Here is a 19,548-nt window from a genome sequence, read left to right on the forward strand (position 1 = left end):
CCTTTTCTAAACGAATAAGGTTTTTTTTGGGTAGATTAAATAGCTTTTCGCCGATACCTGCAAAATTGTCAGTTTCAAGAGAAGATATAGCTGATTTCATGTATGAATCTATAAATAAAGCCGAGCTCATAAGAAAAATGCCTATTGTCTATAATAATTAAAAATCTAAAGGGAGTATTCTAGAATATGAATATTGAAATATGGTCCGATTATGCTATTCTGATGAATTTCAAAGGTTGTTGAGAGAACAGTACCAGTTAGTATAACCAAACAATTCTAAACTGCCCAAAAGGGAAATTTTCTTTTTTGCCCTTTCAGACGATGTTTAATAGCAAGTTGGATAGTAATATTTAAGACATCATTGCTCTGTGTCGAGATTTAAAGCTGTTGATCACAATATGTGGGATCAAGGGAGGGACAAATGATAATAATAAAAGTTACCGCGGATCAATTATAGGCATCCAGAGAATGATGTTCACGAATTGTTTCAGATCTCGAAGTCCCATCAAAAAAGGAGAAAATTATGAAAAAAAAATATATGCTAATATGTTCTACACTTGTCATTGCAATGGCTGTAATCACAATGACAGGGTGCAGGGGCCAAAACCAGACTGCTAAATCATCTTCTGCAGAGGCGCCTGTCGCAATTGTGAATTCCTACGACAATACAGAAGAACTTGCCACTAAATTTCCTGTGATAAATCCCACTCAGATTGACACGCATTTAGCGAAGAATATTCAAAACAGATTGCTTAGCGGTTTCGAAAACTGGAACAGGGGTTATGATGCCTGGGCAAAATGGGGCAATATATTGTATACAAACGATTCCCATTACAATGTTCACGGTGTGCGACTCACCATGGATGAATATAAAGCTTCCATGAATATGTCTCTGAAGGCTGCTGATATTCAGATGGGTAATTTCAACAACATGATCATCAGCGGGGACTGGGCAGCAATCAGATACGATATAACAAATACCAACAGGCAAACCGGCAAATCTGTGCCTGGAACTGTAATGGAATTTGTTAATTTCAAAGATTATGGTAATGATCTTGGTGTCAGAGTAGTCGAAGGCTGGGCCGGAACAAAGGGAGAAGATTTTGATGCTATGTCAGGCATGCAGACTGACGAAGAAAAGGTAGCACAGCAAAAAGCGCTGAATTCAGTTGTAAATGCGAAAATTCCTGATACCAATGACCTTGAAGAAAAGTATCCGGTCACCCATCCAACTCCGATTAAGACTGAAGAAGCAAAAAAAATTCAGTCCGCTATTTTAAACGACTTTGATAACTGGAATCAGGGCTATGATACATGGGCTAAATGGGCAGATGCCTATTATGACACCAATCTTCAGTACCATACTGATAAAAGCACCTTAACATTAACAGAATATAAGGATTCCGTTAAGAAGGACTCCGATGCTACAGATGTGAAGCGAATCAACTTTGACAATATGTTGATCAGCGGAGACTGGGCAGCGATTCATTACAGGGTTACCAACACTGATAAGATCACTGGTAAGAAGACTGCTAGAGATGCGATGCAGTTCCTACACTTTGCAATAAAAGGTGACAAGGTAAAATTGATTGAATGCTGGACAAAATAAGATTTCCAATTTAGCGGGATAGGCAAAACTACCCAAAAGCGAAACCATTGGAAAAATGATGGCAAATAGTGACTTAGAGATTGGTATGGAATATTTGAAAAACTCCTAAATAACATGGTAATTAGGAGTTATTACGGGTACAGCCGAGATAACATGTATATCTCGGTTCAACCCACTAGACATGCAAAAAAGCTAACAGTCTTTTGTTGAGAATTCTATTAAGCATGCAGTTACTATGGATTTCCGAATATAGCTCTCAGGTACAGTATTGATGCGAAAGGAAGTTGCATCGAGTATTACCATTTTTCTTTACTGTCAACTTGACAGGGGATAAATTCAAATTCAAAGGCTGTTTTTATATTTACTCACCGCGCAAAGCGGTGAGTATTGTTTTTAAACCTAGCTGCTCCACACACGTTAGAGACTTGTGGGACTTTAAGGCGGGTAGTAGCAAAGCGGGCCATTTGAATCTGGAGAAGCGATAGCGTTCGCCTAAAAGCTTTCCATAGGAAAGCTCGCTTCGAAAGCATATGCTTAGTGGGATTCTTACCTATAAATGTGTTATACAATCCAAGAATCCCTCAGCAACAGCGATCGGAAGATCAAATGGACCGCGTAGCGCCTTCTCCCACCTTAACTCCCTATAACTCTCTAACAAACCTTTCTATTTTATCCAGTCCCTGCTCCAGCACATCCTGTCCGTAAGCGTAGGACAAGCGAATGTATCCTTCGCCATAGGAGGAAAAAGCATCTCCCGGCACAACAGCTACTCCATGCTCTTCCAGCAGCTTCAAGGTGAATTCCATCGAACTTAATCCAAAATGGACGATGGAAGGGAATAGATAAAAGGCTCCTTCGGGTTTCTCAAGCGGAATCCCCATGCTTGTCAGCCTACCATGCACATAATCACGACGCTTGCGGTACTCCTCGCGCATCGGAAGTGCATCATCCACACCGACGGTCAGGGCCTCCAGCGCGGCATATTGGCTGATTGAGCTGGCACAGGTCACGTTATACTGATGAACCTTAACCATGTGCTGCGTAATTTCAACGGGTGCAAGCGTAAAACCAATGCGCCAGCCTGTCATGGAATGTGACTTGGACAGACCGTTGATGACGATAGTACGTTCCCTCATTCCTGGAAATGCTGCAATGGACACGTGGGGTGCATCGTAAATCAGTTCGCTGTATATTTCATCCGAAATGATAAACAGCTCGCGTTCCTTCAGCAAATTGGCGACCGCTTCCAGTTCTTCACGGCTCATCACTCGTCCGGTCGGATTTGAAGGATAACCAAGGATGACTGCTTTCGTTCGCTCGGTCAGGTAAGGCTCCAGAACCTCGGCAGTGAGCTTGAAGCCGCTGCTACGGGTATCGGCAAACACTGGCACGCCGCCTGACAAACGGATCAACGGCTCGTAACCCGGGTAGATTGGCACTGGCAGAATGACTTCATCACCAGGTGATAAAATGGTGCGCAGAGTAATATCCAATGCTTCACTGGCCCCGTTCGTTACGATCACCTCATCCTGTCCACGGTAATTCAGCCCGTATTTGCGGGCTACAAACGCCGCTGCGGCTTCACGTAACTCGGGTAGCCCGGGATTAGGCGTATATGAGGTGCGTCCTTCGTTAATCGCCCGATGGGCGGCCTCCATAATATGCGCAGGGGTAGGGAAATCCGGCTGTCCAATCGTTAGGGACAGGGTTCCAGGCAATGCGGCAACCTTATTGGCAATTTTGCGGATGCCGCTGATTTGAATGTTTTTAACCTGATTGTTAAGCAAATGCTCCATAGCGTATATGCCACCTTTTTCTGTATTAGAACAAGTTTACAATAATATGATCTGATTATGCTACGGCAAGAAGAATTCTTTATATGAGGGCTTGCTGGAAAAGGAAGCGCAGCGATTACCCTCGACTGTCAGGACCGGTGTAGATGTACCGCGCCGACTGTATGATCTCGGACCCTGGATAAGCCGAATTGGCAGCAATATATAATATAAATGTCATATTATTTGACTTTACAAGATAGTTAAGTTATCTTCTTTGAGAAGTAGTATGAGAAAAAAGAATTTAATACCTATGAAGAGGTGAAATGCTATGGGAGTAACAGCCAAACAAATTTTTGTGAATTTACCGGTTAAAAATCTGCAACACTCCATTGATTTTTTCACTGCAATTGGATTTGAATTTAATGCTCAATACACCGATGAACATGCAACCTGTATGGTGGTTAGTGAGTATATTTTTGTCATGCTGCTGGTTGAAGAGCGCTTTAAGGCTTTTACTACAAAAGAAATCTCGGATGCAACCAAGAGTACGGAAGTGATTATCGCTTTATCGGTAGAGAGCAGAGCAAAGGTGGACGAGATCGTCCACAAGGCTTTGGAAGCGGGGGGCAAGCCTTCGAACGAGCCTCAGGATCATGGCTTTATGTACGGATGGAGCTTTCAGGACTTAGATGGTCATCTGTGGGAACTCTTTTATATGGCAGAGCAATAGAGGAATAGTGGCAGAAGTAATAATGAAGTAAAAGAAATACCATGGAAAGTAAGCTATCGTAAAAGGATAGTTTGCTTTCTTTGTTGTATGTTATCAACGCCATAGGGGGGAATCATAGTGTCTGACAAAATAATAGTCTATCCTATTCAAGCTCTGAACGAAGAAGTGACAGACACGTTGACTCGACTGTTAATCGACGTGGTGGCAGGCGGTGCTTCTATAGGCTTTTTGCCACCACTGGCCTATCCGGAAGCCGCTGCTTATTGGAATCGTGTGCTTGAAGATGGTGTAGTGCTGTGGATTGCCGAGAAGGACGGAATGCCTGTTGGCACGGTTCAGCTTCATTTGGCTCAAAAAGCTAACGCTACTCATCGTGCGGAAATTGCAAAGCTCATGGTACATCCGTCGGGGCGCAGGCTTGGGATTGCACGGCAGTTAATGAAAGCAGCGGAAGATGAAGCACTTCGTCAGAATAGAACGTTGCTGGTGCTGGATACACGGGTAGGTGATCCTTCCAATAGACTATATGAGTCCATCGGTTTTATAGAAGCGGGGGTGATTCCGGGTTACGCCAGGTCGGCTGATGGTCAACTGCATGCCACGCGATATTATTATAAGCCCTTGAATCCGCATGCCGATCATTGCTGAACATTTGTCGAATAGTCATGGTATATACAGGAAGTCATCTTGTCATAAGAGAGTGTAACCTTTTTTGCGTTAATTTGACTGGAAAAGCACGGGAATGGGAACGTATAATGAAGGAGGGACCGTCCCAAGGTCTCTGTATGGTCAATTCGGCTGGTCTGGATTGAAGATCGTAGCACACACAGCGGAGGAATCGAAGAATATGAGGCTGGAGCATGATTTTTTAGGTAACAAGGAAGTGCCGTCAGACGCCTATTATGGTGTACAAACCCTGAGGGCAAAAGAAAATTTTCCAATTACAGGCCAACGCTTGCATCCTGAGTTGATTAAGGCCATGGCGATCGTCAAAAAGGGAGCGGCAACGGTTAATATGGAATTGACCCGCTTGCATCGCCCCAAAGCAGAGGCCATCATCCAGGCAGCTGACGAGATCATTCAAGGGCAGTTGCATGACCATTTCATCGTCGATCCGATTCAGGGCGGCGCAGGCACGTCTATTAATATGAACACAAATGAAGTGATTGCAAACCGGGCGCTGGAGCTGATGGGCAAGCAGCGTGGAGATTATCAGGAGATTAGCCCCAATAACCATGTCAATATGGCGCAATCGACCAACGACGCTTTTCCTACAGCAGTCCATCTAGCTGTATTAAGTATGATTGACCAGTTGCTGGTCACCATGAGTGAGCTTCAAGAAGCGTTTTCCCGTAAGGCGAAAGAGTTTGACAGTGTGATTAAAATGGGTCGGACCCACTTGCAGGATGCAGTACCGATTCGACTGGGGCAGGAGTTTCAAGCCTATGCGCGTGTGCTGGGCCGTGATGTCGGTCGCGTCCGTGCGACCAAGCAGCATCTGCTGACGATTAATATGGGAGCGACTGCGGTTGGTACCGGCTTGAACGCAGACCGTCGTTATATTCAACGTGTCGCTGAGGTGTTGGCAGAAGTCAGCGGCTTCCCGCTGGAAGCTGACGAGAATCTCGTGGATGCTACACAAAATACGGATGCCTACACCGAAGTATCAGCTGCGTTGAAAATTTGCATGATGAACATGTCCAAGGTGGCAAATGACATCCGTCTGATGGCCTCCGGGCCGCGTGCTGGTCTTGGAGAGCTGAACCTACCTGCTCGTCAGCCGGGGTCATCCATTATGCCGGGCAAGGTCAATCCGGTGATGTGTGAGGTCATTAACCAAATTGCTTTTCAGGTTATTGGAAATGACCATACGATCTGTTTGGCTTCTGAGGCAGGGCAGCTGGAACTGAATGTAATGGAGCCTGTGCTTGTCTATAACCTGCTGCAATCACTGGAAATTATGAAGCAGGGCTTCAACGTCTTCCGCATCCATTGTGTGGACGGAATTGAAGCCAATGTAGAGCGGTGTCGTGAATATGTAGAGAATAGCGTAGGCATTATTACAGCACTTAATCCTCATCTCGGATATGAGGTTGTATCCCGCATTGCACGCGAGGCCATCACGACAGGAAAATCGGTGCGTGAACTGAGTTTGCTGTATAATGTCCTGACCGAGGAAGAACTGGACATTATTTTGGACCCGTATCAAATGACTCAGCCTGGCATCGCTGGAGAATCTTTGCTGGATCGTGAATAATTTGCTTTGAGTATAGAATTTAGAGAGCTTTGAGGCAAGACGAAGATAGCCCCGTCGAATTTGGCGGGGCTTTTATCATGTTAAGATGTGAGTGTAACATGGGAGATGTAATACGTGAGTCGGTGTAACATAGGGATTTAACTGTCAGGGGTTATGCGGCTGCACGTTTATTGTAGAAAAGGGGAAGAGGAATGCTGCTGGAGCAATTATCCGCATATAGGGAATTAGGGATAGGACTTATTGTAGTCTTCGTGTTGCTTGTACTTATTATAAGAGGACTTATACGTGGTCGCCGGAATCGAATTTTACGCGATCTGGACCCACGGAGAATTGGAATTCAGGATATCGATCGTATGGAGGACGGCTCGGAATTTGAGCTTTATTTGCAACGACTATTATCTGCCCTTGGCTATAAGGACATCTATAAAACAACCGGCAGCCGGGATTTTGGGGCGGATTTGGTTTTTACAGACCGTGAAGGCGCCAGAGTCGTCATTCAGGCCAAGCGCTATGCTGTACAACATCCGGTAGGATTGGGCGCGGTGCAGGAGATTTACACCTCCATGCGCTATTATGCGGCAGACAAGTCTGTCGTCATTACCTCCGGGCGTTATACCGATTCCTGTAAAACACTTGCTGCTGTGAACGGAGTTAAATTATTGGACCGCAACGATTTGGTGGACATGATTGATTTGTTCAAAACGAAACGCCGTGAGGAAGCCATGGATTTAATAGAAAGTAAAGTAGATGTGATTGCTTCCAAATGGAGTAAAAGCAAATAGATTTGAGGACTGATTGTTAGGCGATGTGATTCAAGCCTGGTGATCAGTCCTATTTATTTTCTCATAATAAAATAAAAGAGCTGAATTTACAGAAATTATCATGAAAAAATATGCTATTACAACCGATATAAAATTGTTGGGGATTTCCAAATTATGTTGAGGTGATATGTCATGAAGAAACGAACTGTATTATTAACTTTTAGGTGGATTCCCATGGTCATCATTTTTGCATTGCTGCTGGGTGCCTGTGGACAATCGGCAGTACAAACGAAGGCGCAGCCCATGAAGGTAGGAATCGTACTGTCAGACATCGGTCTGGGCGATCAATCTTACAGCGATGCTGCTTTCCGAGGCTTGATCCAGGCGCGGGATGAAGGGAAAATTGTGTTTGAATACCGGGAAATATCGGAAACCAAGACCTATGATGCTGCCTTTGAGCAGCTTGCGCAAGAAAAAGCTGATTTAATCATTGGATTGGGTTATATGGTAAAGGGCAGTCTGGAAGCTGTTGCTAAAAAATATCCGGACACCAGCTTTTTAATCGTGGATGAAAAATCGGATTTACCGAATGTGGCTTCAATCACCTTTAAAGAAGAAGAGGGCAGCTTTATGGCCGGAGTCGTCGCAGGTTTGACCAGTCACACAGAGCAGGTAGGCTTTATCGGAGGCGTGGAGTCTCCCCTGTTAAAAAAGTTTGAGGCCGGATATCGCACAGGAGTTCAATCAGTCAAGCCGGATGCCAAAGTCACCGCGACGTATGCTGGAGATTTTGGAAAGGCGGAGCTAGGCACGGAGATTGCACGGGATATGATCAACCAGAATCAGATTGATGTTATTTATGCAGCAGCGGGTCTGACGGGCGTGGGGGCACTACAGGAAGCGCAAAAGCAGCAAAAATATGCGATCGGGGTCGACAGCGATCAGTTTTTCATTGCGGAAAAAGCGGTTGTCACCTCCATGATTAAAAATGTGGACATTGCGATATATAAAGCAGTCACAGGCTTTGCAGATCATCAAAGAAAATTTACGGACAAGAATATGGTGTTTGGTCTTGCGGAGGATGGGATAGGATTAGCACCTATTCGTGTCGTGACACTGAATCCGGATCAGCAAAAGTTGCTGGATGATTTAAAGGAAAAAATCAAGTCCGGCACACTTGTGGTACCTGCCCAATAAATTTTCGCAAAACGGAGGATGAATGTTGATGAAACTGCAAGGTAAACTGGTGCTAAATGCGATGGTTTCCCTGATCGCTTGCCTGGCTTTAGTGGCGTATATTATTTTCGAATTACTACGTATTAACTCGCAAAGCAGCAATCTTGTACCTGCTATGCTAAATGTACAGCAGCTCAATGCTTATTTGATTCAGTCGGGACAGGCCTTACAAAATTATTCTTCTTCCATGACGGAGAGCAACAAAGCCGACGTGTCGAAGCAACTGACTCAGTCTGAAAAAACGATCACGCTGCTTTCGCAGGGCATGATGCAGACCGAAGCGCAGCAAAAGCGTCTGAATACGATTAAAACCAAATTCAGCAAGTTTAAGGCAGCAACGGAAAAAGCAATGAGTACTCAAAATAGCCCGGAGTCCAAGCGGGAGGCCATGCGTGTACAAGGGATTCAAAACGATGTATTTATGCTGGATCTGCTGACCAAGGCTCGATATGACGAATACACAGAGGACTTGACCAAGAACATTCGTTTTACCTGGCAATTGGCCTTGGCAGGTGCTGTTTTTCTTTTGGTGGCGGTCGGGCTATATAATACATATACCTCCAGGCAGCTTGCCCTCAGAACCCGTAAGTTAACGGGTGCCGCAAAGCAAATTGCTGAGGGGAATTTGACCGTGCAGCTCGCCCAAACGAAAGGACGTGATGAGCTGGATGAACTCAACGAGTCGTTCCGGGTCATGATTGGCAACTTGCGTACCATCGTTCTTTCCATTGATCAGGCCGGTAATCGTGTCGATCTGATGGCTCGGGACATTGACCAGCATAATGAAGCCATGAAGGAAATTGTGACACAAGTCAGCACATCAACAGAGGAACTGGCGATAGGCAGCCAGAAAATTGCCGAGGATCTGTCGACGACGGTTGGTGTTGTGGACGAGATGCAGCAGAAGTTTGAAGCCAATGTGCTGGAAACGACGCAGTCGACCGCGTATAGTGAGGATGCTTTGCGTGCCGTTGAGCAAGGTACACAGGTTATGAGCGATCAACTGCGTATCGTTGCAGAAAATCGTTCAGCGATGGCCGAAGTGGAACAGACGGTCAAGGAGCTGGAAGCCAATGCAGCCGAGATTACAACCATGACCGGCTACGTATCCGAAATTGCCAGCCAGACGTCGCTGCTGTCCTTGAATGCTTCCATTGAAGCTGCCCGTGCAGGTGAAGCGGGTAGAGGCTTTGCCGTCGTAGCCAATGAGGTGAAAAAGCTGTCCAACCAATCGGAGTCCGCTGTCAAGCAAATTTATACCGCTGTTGAGCGTATTACGCAGGCCATGGATAAGGTGAAGAATTCTGTGGCGCAAAGTCAGGAGCTGTTCCGTGAGCAGGAGAAGGCTACCTCCTTCACCGGCGAATCGTTCGCAGAGATTAGTGGCAAGGTACAGCAAATTGCTGGCCAGGTCAGCAAGCTATCAACAGATATGAATGTATCGCGGGAGCTAAGCGTACAGGTGCAGCAAGCTATCGAAAATATGAGTGCTATTACTCAGCAATCTGCTGCAGGAAGTGAAGAAATTACGGCATCCACGGTGGAACAGAAGCGTTCCTTTGAGGAATCGGCTGAGAAGGTGAAAGAGCTTCGTCAGATTCGCGAGGAGATGCAGCGGGAGCTGGATCGTTTCCAGGTGGAAAAAACGAGCTAAACAGCACGAAAAGATATAGAAGAAGTCTTACCCTTGTCAAGGGAGACTTCTTCTTTTTGATTTTAAAGATGTAACTTCTCTGAAATTCCGTTATATATAGGCAGGGAATTCCCTATCAGGTGTCAAATAGATTGTAGAAAGAGTATTTTATTACTTTTACAGCCTGAGCAAGAGAAAGATGGAGAAGGAAGTCCGGAAGGATGAAGTTACGGGAATGTTGCGACTTAAGTTTCGACTAATGCTGAAAAATAAACAGACAAGACTGATTCTGCTGCTTACTCTATGCGTTTCGTTCGTTATTAGCGGGATTGGCCTGCTATCCTATTCGAGGTATCGTGAAGGTTTGGATACTGAGCTGAACACACCTAATATAGAGCTGCTGCAAATTAATCTGGATGTGACCAATCGTGCTTTTCGCGAGTCAGATAACATGGCACTTGATGCGGCCTATCACCCCGATGTGGAGGCATTCGCTCGTATCCAGGCAGATGGAAATTCGCTATCCAACAGCGCTTCCATAATAAAACGACTCCAGAAATATTTGAAAGCCCTTTCTTCACATGAAGAGATTGAATCGGTTGAAGTGATCTCATTGGAGAATCATGCGCTTGTATCCAGCAATTACGGCTTCTTGGCTGATTGGAAACAGGCACCGGATACCACGTGGGTTCCCTGGATTCAGGACATCCACAGGAAGCCGTTGCTGATTAAGCGGAGGTGGTATGGCACAGATCCCCAGCATGGGACGGTAGAGCTGCTTTCACTGGCGAGGCCCATAGTAAAGGAGGGGAAGGTTATCGGTGCGGTGCTGATCAATCTGGATTACGATCGTTTTTTCTCCAAACTGTATATCCATTTATCCAACTCGCAATACGTGTATGATCTGGAAGGCGAATTGATCTATCCCAAGCTGAGATCGTCCGTACCCTTAAATGAAATGGACCGGATTTTGAAAGAGCTGGATGTGAGTCCCTATGCTTATGTAGAGATAGGGGATATGGAATATATGGCAAACCAGACCTTTTCTGATGTAACGGGCTGGCGTCTGGTATCGCTCGTTCCTATGGACAAGCTCCTGAAAAATGTAAAGCTGGCGCGCAATATGATGCTGTGGCTAGCCTTTATCTCTATACTGGCCGGGTGCTCAGCCGTCTACTATTACAATTATGCGGCTTTTCGCCCCATGAAAAAAATTAATAGCCTGTTGAATTCGGGCAATAAGGGAACGCGCCAAGGAGGGTTGTACGACCTGGAGCCTGTGATTAGCAAGCTGGTCGGAGAGTTCCATCGCAAATCACTAGTGGTTGAGCGAAGCCTGCCAGAGCTGCGTTCCAAATATATTGAAGATGTCATCCAGCGTAGAATGGGCATACAGGAAATGCGTACGAAATGGGAGCAGTATTTTTCCGATTGGGACGGCAATTCCTTGGTTGTCATGACCGTGTCGATCGACCGATATTCCACGTGGGCCGCAAGCTTTCCGGAAGAGGATGCCATGCTGCTTAAGTATGCGCTGAACAATATTTTGCTGGAGACGCTGGAGCCTTGCTGGAAAGCAGTAAGCGCGCCGGATGAGGAGAGTGGCATTGTTGTGCTGCTACAGTTCGGCGAGAGAGCATATGAAGCTGGTACAGAGGCTGCTGACCAAGAGAGCATTCTGCTTTACAAAAGTGTAGACAGGCTGATCCAGGTTGTCGGTGAGCATCTTCCTTTGACGATTTCTATTGGAGTTGGTCATGTAGTCAGAGATATTCAAGAGGCGCGGGAGTCCTATGTAAAAGGAAAAGAGGCCCTTAACCTGCGTTTGTATGAGGGGTATGGACGTTCACATATAAATATGGATTGCGGCGTATATGTGGAAAAGGATGGCTCAGCGGATGTGTTGCCACAGGAGCAGGCTCGGGATTCAACGATGCTGGACAATCGGCGTATTGAAATGATACATACGCTGGAGTCACAGGAACCGGGTGCAAGTGTCAAGTTGATCGGCCAATGGGTAGAAGAGCTTCGTCTTCACAGGACAGCTCCAGCCCAAGTTTACCTGTTTGTCCATGAATTGCTGGAAGATTTACTAGAATGGTGTACCACCCAAAGTGTGACACCGCCGGATAAGCTTGCTGATTACCATTGGAATCAGATTCTGACGCAGGATCTGCAAGACATTGAGGCATTGCTGGTCATCATTTTGACGGATATGGAAGAAAAATGGAATGGGCGCAGACGGTCCAAGGATTTTGTGCGTGTGCAAGAGATGATGGATTATATGGAGCATCATCTGCATTTAAACATAGGGCTGCAGGAGATTGCGGATCAGGTTCACATGAGCGTGTCCTCGGTCAGCAGCATGTTCAAGGAAGAGACGGGGAGTACCGTTTACGATTATTTGACTGGATTACGCATGAAAAAAGCATGTGCTTTACTGTGCGAAACCCATTTGAAAATTAGTGAAATTGCAGATCAGGTCGGATACCGGAATGAGAACAGCTTTATTCGTGTATTCCGCAAGCACAAACAGGTGACTCCCGGAAAATTCCGGGAAATCAGCAAATGTTCTAATGAGTATGCAGATCGACCAAAAGGTCGATACGCTGGCGTTTTAGAAGATAAATACGAAGATTAAGCGATAGCTGTGGCCCTCCACGGTGCGGTACATTGACTTCATGTAAGCGCAAAACATGGCCGAATACGTTGGGGGGTGAAAACGGGTGCAGGTCGGACCCGGTTTATTTTTTGGAGAAGAGGGCGCGTAATGAAGAAAAAGCCATGGCAAAAATATGTGCTGGTTGCGGCAGGAGTAGCTGTGCTTTCTGCCTTGAGTATCAGTGAATATGTGGATCACCGCATCCTGCGGGATCACAGCAATACATTTCCTGTGAAGCCAATTACGCTTGTCGTTCCTTATGCGGCAGGGGGCGGTACAGATATTACCGCCAGAGCGCTCGCAAAGGCCGCTGAAAAGCATCTCGGTCAGCCAATCATCGTCGTTAACCGGACGGGAGGCGGCGGCTCCGTTGGGCTGATGGAGGGGGCTGAGGCGCAGGCGGATGGCTACACCGTAACGTATCTGGTTGCGGAGCTGACTACATTACCCCATTTGGGACTGCTGCCGCTCACCTATGAGCGCTTTAAGCCGCTGCTTCAAACCAATATGGACCCTTCCGCCATTACGGTTAGGGCGGATGCGCCGTGGAAGACAGCGGAGGCATTTCTGAAGGATGCCAGTGCCCATCCCGGCAAGCTGAAAATGGGCAATGCAGGCACGGGGAGCATCTGGCACCTCGCTGCCGCGATGCTGGAGCAGAAAAGCGGTGTTCGCTTCACTCATATCCCTTATGAGGGGGCGGGGCCAGCCGTTTCCGCTTTGATGAGCGGATTCGTGGATGCTGTGCCCGTCAGTCCCGCAGAAGTGAAAACATATGTGGACCAAGGGAAGCTTCGCATACTGGCGATCCAGACAGACACTATTTCGGAAGCGTTTCCAAGTGTGCCGACACTCCAGCAGGCCACCGGGCTGCGTGTGCATTTTATTGGCACCTGGAGAGGGCTGGCTGTACCCAAGGATACACCGGATGACATTGCCGGGATGCTGGCAGACGCACTGATCAAGGGGACAGAGGACGAGGAATTCAGGGAGGAAATGCGTAAGCATGGGTTAGGATTGCGTGTCAAGGATGCAGAGGCATTTGCACGGCAGCTAAAGGAGAGCCATGATACCTTCGCAAGACTGATTCCTGATCTCGGCCTGAGCCGCAAGTAAACCGGCCTTGTTTTTGCATTGGCAAAAACGAAAGGGTTGAACGAAGTTATGAAAATTAAACAAAGCATTGATAAAATTCCAGGGGGCATTATGCTGGTGCCGCTGTTTATTGGCGCACTGCTTCATACGTTTACGCCATGGGCAGGAGACTATTTTGGGTCCTTTACCAAGGGGCTAATGACGGGGACAGTGCCTATTTTAGCAGTGTGGTTTTTTTGTATGGGTGCTTCCATTGATGTTCGGGCGACGGGGACCGTATTGCGTAAATCAGGTACGCTTGTATTGACTAAAATCGCAGTTGCCTGGGTAGTGGCGATCATTGCGTCCAGACTGATGCCTGTTGGCGGTGTGGAAAGCGGGCTGTTTGCAGGCTTGTCCGTGCTGGCGCTGATTTCCGCCATGGATATGACGAACGGCGGGCTGTACGCCTCTATTATGCAGCAATATGGCTCCAAGGAAGAGGCAGGAGCATTCGTGCTGATGTCCCTGGAATCAGGTCCATTGGTGACAATGCTGATTTTGGGCAGTACCGGATTGGCCGTTTTTGAGCCGCAGACATTTGTGGGCGCGGTATTACCGTTTTTAGTCGGATTTGCATTAGGCAATCTGGACCACGATTTCCGTAAATACTTTGGTAACGCAACGCAAGCCCTGATTCCATTTTTCGGCTTTGCACTTGGTTGTTCCATTGACCTGAGTGTCATTGTCCAGACGGGCGTGCTTGGTATTTTGTTAGGCATCTTTGTCATTATCATTACAGGTATCCCACTGATTCTGGCGGATAAATATATCGGCGGCGGCAATGGTACAGCAGGGATTGCAGCCTCCAGTACGGCAGGTGCAGCGGTGGCGAACCCGGTTATTGTCGCCAACATCAAGCCCGAGTTTCTGCCTGTAGCGCAGTCAGCAACGGCTTTAGTTGCCGCTTCGGTCATTGTGACCTCCATTTTGGTGCCTATTCTGACGGCATATTGGGCTAACTATATGAAACGTAAAGGAGAGTCCAAAGGCGCAGGGCCTGTAAATCCGGGCGCCAATGTCCCTAAATAAAGCTCCGAAATATGACAGCGCTGCTTATGGCTCATTCCATTACCCGGGAAATGCTTATGCAGATATACTGGTTTCCTTGTATCGCAAACCTGTCCTAAAACGCTCCTGCAAGCATATATATGTAAGCAGAGGAGCGTGATGGATTTGGAAAACAAGGTGTGTCGCTACTACCAGCTAAAGCAGAAGCAAAAAGAAATGGAAAGCGAGCTGAATGATCTGCGTCATGACATTACGAATCATTGTGACCAGCAGGGAGTGGCAGAATGGGAAATTGGCAGCTACCGCGTCAAGGTTGTGCAGCAGCACCGCAAGGAATATGATCACACCAAGCTGTATAATTTACTGCCAGACCCGCAGCTATGGCGCTTGCTTTCCAAGCCGGATACTGCGAAGATTGCCAGCTTGCTTAAGCTGAGGATCATTGCGGAGGAGCAAATCAAAGACGCCGTTTCGCTAAAAACGGTGACGCTGTTGCAGGTGGATAAAAAATAAAAGAGTTGTCCCAAAAGCCATGAAATAGCTGCTTGGGACAACTCTTGTTTATTGTAGTTGGAGCTGCCAGGATTGTCCACTGAGGGAACGTTGTATTTGTAAGGAGAAAATAAAGTATTAGACTGAAGTAGTTGATTGTACGCTTTTTTCGGTTTTGAAGATCGCCAGGTTCTGAGAAATAAGTTTTAGACTGAGGCATCAATAGAGTCCACAAAAAGAATCGAACCAGAAAAAAGAGTATTAGACTGTGTAGCTTCGCAGAGCAGCTAGCCGACGTAGCCGGCTGCTAATCGCCGCGCCGAGTCTAAAACTTTATTTGCTCAGTCTACAACTTTATTTTCTTCTGACAGCGGAGAGAGCGGCGGTTACTGGCAGTGATCTCAAACGGTTCAGTACGATATATCATGGATCATCGCTTCCGGAAGAGCAATGCAAAAGACTTTTGTCTGCTTACTGCTAATTATGATGATATCGATCTATCTAGGCTCACAGTGTAATCTGCAGCAGCGCTCCTTCACTTGTTAGATTTATTCTACAAGCCCTTATTTTTTCTGCCCAACTTAATGTAGCCGATCCAATCAAGGAGAATGATGCCGATTGGAGTATAAACAGCAAATTCAAAGAAAAGGTTATCGACAAAACTTATACTATTAACAATTTAGATTCGGGTACAATTGAGGCCGCAATTGAGAAATATATGAAAAACGAAGGCAATGATAACAAAATGGAGGCTGTGGCTGTTTTGTAGACGTATGCACTATATAACATTCTGTAGAGATGAGTCATTATTCTGACTCATCTCTTCTTACTTTAACAGGGAAAATTTCATAGAGTTATCCCTTATTATTCCCTATGTTCTTACAGAAAACGGTACCTATTAAGAGTATGAATGAATGGATTTTTAGAAGAATAATACTTTGTAAGCGTGCTTAAGTCAGTTCATATTCTAGGCAAATACAAAATAAGGAGCGACCATAACCGTTCAAAAAACATGTAAGCTTACTCAAAAGTTTTTTCTTTATTCTGCCATGAAAAACAGTCCGTAAGGACTATTAATCCCTGGAGGAATAATTGTATCCAAAGTGTATTTTTTTCTATTATCAATCACTACTGCTTGTCCTTTATCAAATTTCACTGATGGTTTGTATTTAGTTGCAGGACTGATTTTGTAATGAATAGTACCTCCACGATGAGCATCTTTAGCACTTCCTAGAAGAGTAAGAACTTTTGAACGTTCCGATTTGTTAACAATGTCTATACTAAATGTATAATCTGTTGCCCAAAAGGCTCCTTGGTATTTAGTTATGCCATTTTTTACGGTAAACACCTCAGAAGCATCTTGTGCCCTTCCTTCTCGTGACCATCTCGATTTGAGACGTTCTTGCTCATCTTTTAAACTTAAACTTTCTCCGTCACCAAAAGCGATCCATTTTTCAAGGTTGTTTGAGTCCAGTGTTAATGTGACAGTTACAGTTCTTCCAGAATGCTCTAGTAATCCACGATAACAGTCATCTTTGCCTGCCTCAACATCAACATTAGTAGGGGCAATTGTAGTTGTATTGGCATACTGATTAATATTTTTTGAACCATCATTAGTAACAATGTCAGAGATCTTTAAAAAATCTGCTGTCTGATTATTAGTTGCGTTCTCTGCTCGAAAGTCACCAATAAAAGCAATAGTATATTTTCCTTTACTATTAGCATAATTGAAAAAGTGTGATTCACCTGGTTTCAAACGAACAATGAATTTTTTAGATTTACTTGAAGATTCTTTCAGGAATTTGTCAATTGCTTGAGACCCCGCTTTTGCAGGATTATCAGGATCAGTTGATAACCCATCACCTTTACTATAATAATACAAATTAATTGGGTAAGAATTTGTATTTTTAACAAACATGTAGAAAGAAATTGGACCACCGAGTTTATTAATATGATATGACCAAAATCTAAATTCTCCCCTTACAGAATCACGATAAAGTGTCTGATTTACTTGCGATTTTTTTTCGATAGCTTCTGGAGCGTTTGATATAAAAACTTGATTTCCTGTTTTTTCTACAGTTACCTCTGTTGAAGTGCTAGATACCCTATCCTTATTATTAAATGAGTTAATTGAAATCTTTTGTCCAACTGAAAGAGCTGATGCAGTGGCGGGTAGTAGAAGGATGAACATGCTTAATAATATTAAAGTGTGTTTGAATAATAGTTTCATGTTAATTCCCCTTTCAATTTTTTGATTACTATTACTTAAATCACAATAATAGTAAACTTAATAGCGACGAATTATACTTTTACCAATATTTATATTGATAATTGAAAATTCTTTTAACATTGTAGTATAACTATTGATAATTGTAAATCCTGGTTTTATAATTTAAATTATGCAATAAAACAATATTATGAAAGGTGTGAAGCTTATGCTGAGAAAAAGATTTTTAATAAGTGTTTTATCACTGCTAACGCTGGTTGGAGTAAGTTCAGGAGTGACTAGTGCTGCTCCAAATTCGAATTATGATAACCTTCTTGCTGCAGGAAATGGTAATACTTATCTTGCAATGGAGGATGGTTCTTCTTTTTATGCAGCAGGTACAGGCTCATACCTTGGAGTTAGTGCAGGCGATTACTCAGCTACTCCTTTAAAGGTTGACATATCTAACATAGCCATGATTGATGCTGGTAATGGAACTCATAGGGTCTTAGTGAAAAATGATGGTACGCTGTGGTCTTGGGGATTTGCAAATTACGGAGAAGGGGGGACGGGAAAGAGAACTCATATTATAAAAGTGCCGACTAAAAGTAATTTAATTGATGATGTTAAAGAAGCAAGAGCAGGAAAAGGGTTCACAGTCGTATTGAAAAATGACGGAACAGTGTGGTCGTTTGGAAAAAATTTATATGGCCAACTGGGAATAGGAACTAAGGGGAGTGGGACTCTTTCAGGTGTCCCTGTTAAAATTCAGGGATTAAGTCGTATTGTAGCTATTGATTCGAGCCATTCTACCAGCGCTGCTTTAGATGAAGATAATGTTTTGTGGGTATGGGGACAAGGATCATCAGGTTCTTTAGGACAGGGCAATGATGAAGATCAAACCTTCCCTGTACCGTATCCAATTGAAGATGTTAAAAGTTTTTCAGTCGGAGAAGAGAGATTATATGTCGTAACCAATAGTGGTGAAGTTTATGGATCAGGCAGAAATGTACAGGGAAAGCTTGGAGACGGTACAACAATTAAGAGAAACTATCCCGTATCTATTAACATTACTAATGTTGATAAAATAAGTGTGGGAACCACTGTAACTTTGGCTCTGAAAAAAGATGGATCTGTATGGGCCTGGGGAGTTAACAGTGACGGCCAAGTAGGTAACGGAACCAGCCAGTTTTCTTATAAAACTCCAGTTCAAGTCATTGATACAACATATTCTCCACTTACTGATGTTGTTGCCATCGTAGCCAAAGATGATCATTCACACGCTTTAAAATCAGATGGCTCACTCTGGGCTTGGGGAAGCAATGGTAATGGAAAACTTGGAATTGATAAAAAAGTTAAAAAGCAAATAGTAGCAACTAAATCGGATTTTCCAAATCCTTTTGATTAAGAAGGTGATACAACTTTTGAGATGGGTCATTAAAATGGCTCATCTTTTCTCTTTTTTCTACGAATTAAATATATGGTCGAGAATTTGGATTGGCTAAGTAATCTCGAAGTTAAAGATGAATATGAAAGTAATGCGCCGGAAGAGATCGAAAATTTCAAGTATTCCATCAGTTCATGTCCTAGCATCTTCGCTTCGTCGCATCATTGATATGATCGATGAGGATATGTGTCTAGTGACACAAAGATAGTCCCTTTAAAGGAATAAATTAAACAGGGTGCTTCGGTGTCAAAAACAAGGGAAATTTTGTGTCAATCAACATCTTGGTGGGGAGGCTATCGCTTTTTTTTGCGGATATAGACCTCAACATAAATAAGCATAACTACAGTTATGCTTATTTATGTTGTTATGGATCTGAATACGATACGAGTTTCAGAACACGAAGCTCAATCTTTCTCGCTTAAATGTATGGAGAAAATAAAGTATTAGACTGTGAAGCTTCGCAGAGCAGCTGGCCGACGTAACCGGCTGCTAATCGCCGCGTCCAGCTCGTCCGGGGAGAACCAGGTGCACGGCATGCGGCCGTGCGGAACCGGAGCTTCCAGACGGACCACGCGGGCGTGAGTTGAAGCTTCAT

Annotated in this window: 14 protein-coding genes; 12 read left to right on the top strand and 2 right to left on the bottom strand. The window is 44.7% G+C overall.

Annotated elements, in window-relative coordinates; all coding sequences use genetic code 11:
• Window positions 1–523: 523 nt before the first annotated feature.
• Window positions 524–1,609: a nuclear transport factor 2 family protein gene (locus tag KQI_RS0103035; RefSeq protein WP_010345236.1), complete on the top strand. Its 1,086-nt coding sequence runs from the start codon at window positions 524–526 to the stop codon at window positions 1,607–1,609.
• Between the two features lie 641 nt (window positions 1,610–2,250).
• On the opposite strand, the gene KQI_RS0103040 is transcribed toward KQI_RS0103035, so the two are convergent.
• Entirely contained in the window at window positions 2,251–3,405 is a 1,155-nt protein-coding gene (locus tag KQI_RS0103040) for an aminotransferase A (RefSeq protein ID WP_010345237.1), read from the bottom strand.
• Between the two features lie 307 nt (window positions 3,406–3,712).
• On the opposite strand from KQI_RS0103040, the gene KQI_RS0103045 reads away from it, so the two are divergent.
• From KQI_RS0103045 to KQI_RS0103090, 10 genes are all read left to right on the top strand, one after another.
• A complete protein-coding gene (locus KQI_RS0103045) occupies window positions 3,713–4,114 on the top strand; it encodes a VOC family protein (RefSeq protein WP_010345238.1) in 402 nt (133 codons plus the stop codon).
• 117 nt (window positions 4,115–4,231) lie between these two features.
• Complete coding sequence (locus KQI_RS0103050) at window positions 4,232–4,762, top strand: GNAT family N-acetyltransferase (RefSeq protein ID WP_010345239.1); 531 nt, start codon at window positions 4,232–4,234, stop codon at window positions 4,760–4,762.
• Between the two features lie 199 nt (window positions 4,763–4,961).
• Window positions 4,962–6,371 (top strand): aspartate ammonia-lyase, encoded by a 1,410-nt coding sequence (gene aspA / locus KQI_RS0103055; protein WP_029390007.1) that lies wholly within the window; start codon window positions 4,962–4,964, stop codon window positions 6,369–6,371.
• Window positions 6,372–6,562: 191 nt separating this feature from the next.
• Window positions 6,563–7,153 carry a restriction endonuclease gene (locus KQI_RS0103060; RefSeq protein ID WP_010345242.1) on the top strand — a complete coding sequence of 197 codons (591 nt, stop codon included), beginning with the start codon at window positions 6,563–6,565 and terminating at the stop codon, window positions 7,151–7,153.
• 171 nt (window positions 7,154–7,324) lie between these two features.
• Window positions 7,325–8,329, top strand: a complete 1,005-nt coding sequence (locus tag KQI_RS0103065; protein ID WP_029390008.1) for a BMP family lipoprotein — start codon at window positions 7,325–7,327, stop codon at window positions 8,327–8,329.
• 28 nt (window positions 8,330–8,357) lie between these two features.
• Window positions 8,358–10,022, top strand: a complete 1,665-nt coding sequence (locus tag KQI_RS0103070; RefSeq protein WP_010345244.1) for a methyl-accepting chemotaxis protein — start codon at window positions 8,358–8,360, stop codon at window positions 10,020–10,022.
• Window positions 10,023–10,200: 178 nt separating this feature from the next.
• Window positions 10,201–12,642, top strand: a complete 2,442-nt coding sequence (locus tag KQI_RS0103075; protein WP_010345245.1) for an AraC family transcriptional regulator — start codon at window positions 10,201–10,203, stop codon at window positions 12,640–12,642.
• Between the two features lie 129 nt (window positions 12,643–12,771).
• Window positions 12,772–13,779: a tripartite tricarboxylate transporter substrate binding protein gene (locus tag KQI_RS0103080; RefSeq protein WP_010345246.1), complete on the top strand. Its 1,008-nt coding sequence runs from the start codon at window positions 12,772–12,774 to the stop codon at window positions 13,777–13,779.
• A 48-nt stretch (window positions 13,780–13,827) separates the two neighbouring features.
• A complete protein-coding gene (kdgT, locus tag KQI_RS0103085; protein WP_010345247.1) occupies window positions 13,828–14,829 on the top strand; it encodes a 2-keto-3-deoxygluconate transporter in 1,002 nt (333 codons plus the stop codon).
• A gap of 138 nt (window positions 14,830–14,967) precedes the next feature.
• Window positions 14,968–15,321: a hypothetical protein gene (locus KQI_RS0103090; protein WP_010345248.1), complete on the top strand. Its 354-nt coding sequence runs from the start codon at window positions 14,968–14,970 to the stop codon at window positions 15,319–15,321.
• Between the two features lie 1,018 nt (window positions 15,322–16,339).
• On the opposite strand, the gene KQI_RS0103095 is transcribed toward KQI_RS0103090, so the two are convergent.
• Entirely contained in the window at window positions 16,340–17,530 is a 1,191-nt protein-coding gene (locus KQI_RS0103095; RefSeq protein ID WP_010345249.1) for a hypothetical protein, read from the bottom strand.
• A 205-nt stretch (window positions 17,531–17,735) separates the two neighbouring features.
• On the opposite strand from KQI_RS0103095, the gene KQI_RS0103100 reads away from it, so the two are divergent.
• Complete coding sequence (locus KQI_RS0103100; protein ID WP_029390009.1) at window positions 17,736–18,914, top strand: RCC1 domain-containing protein; 1,179 nt, start codon at window positions 17,736–17,738, stop codon at window positions 18,912–18,914.
• Window positions 18,915–19,548: the final 634 nt, after the last annotated feature.

Origin of the sequence: Paenibacillus peoriae KCTC 3763 (genome assembly GCF_000236805.1) — a bacterium.
Lineage (GTDB): Bacteria > Bacillota > Bacilli > Paenibacillales > Paenibacillaceae > Paenibacillus > Paenibacillus peoriae.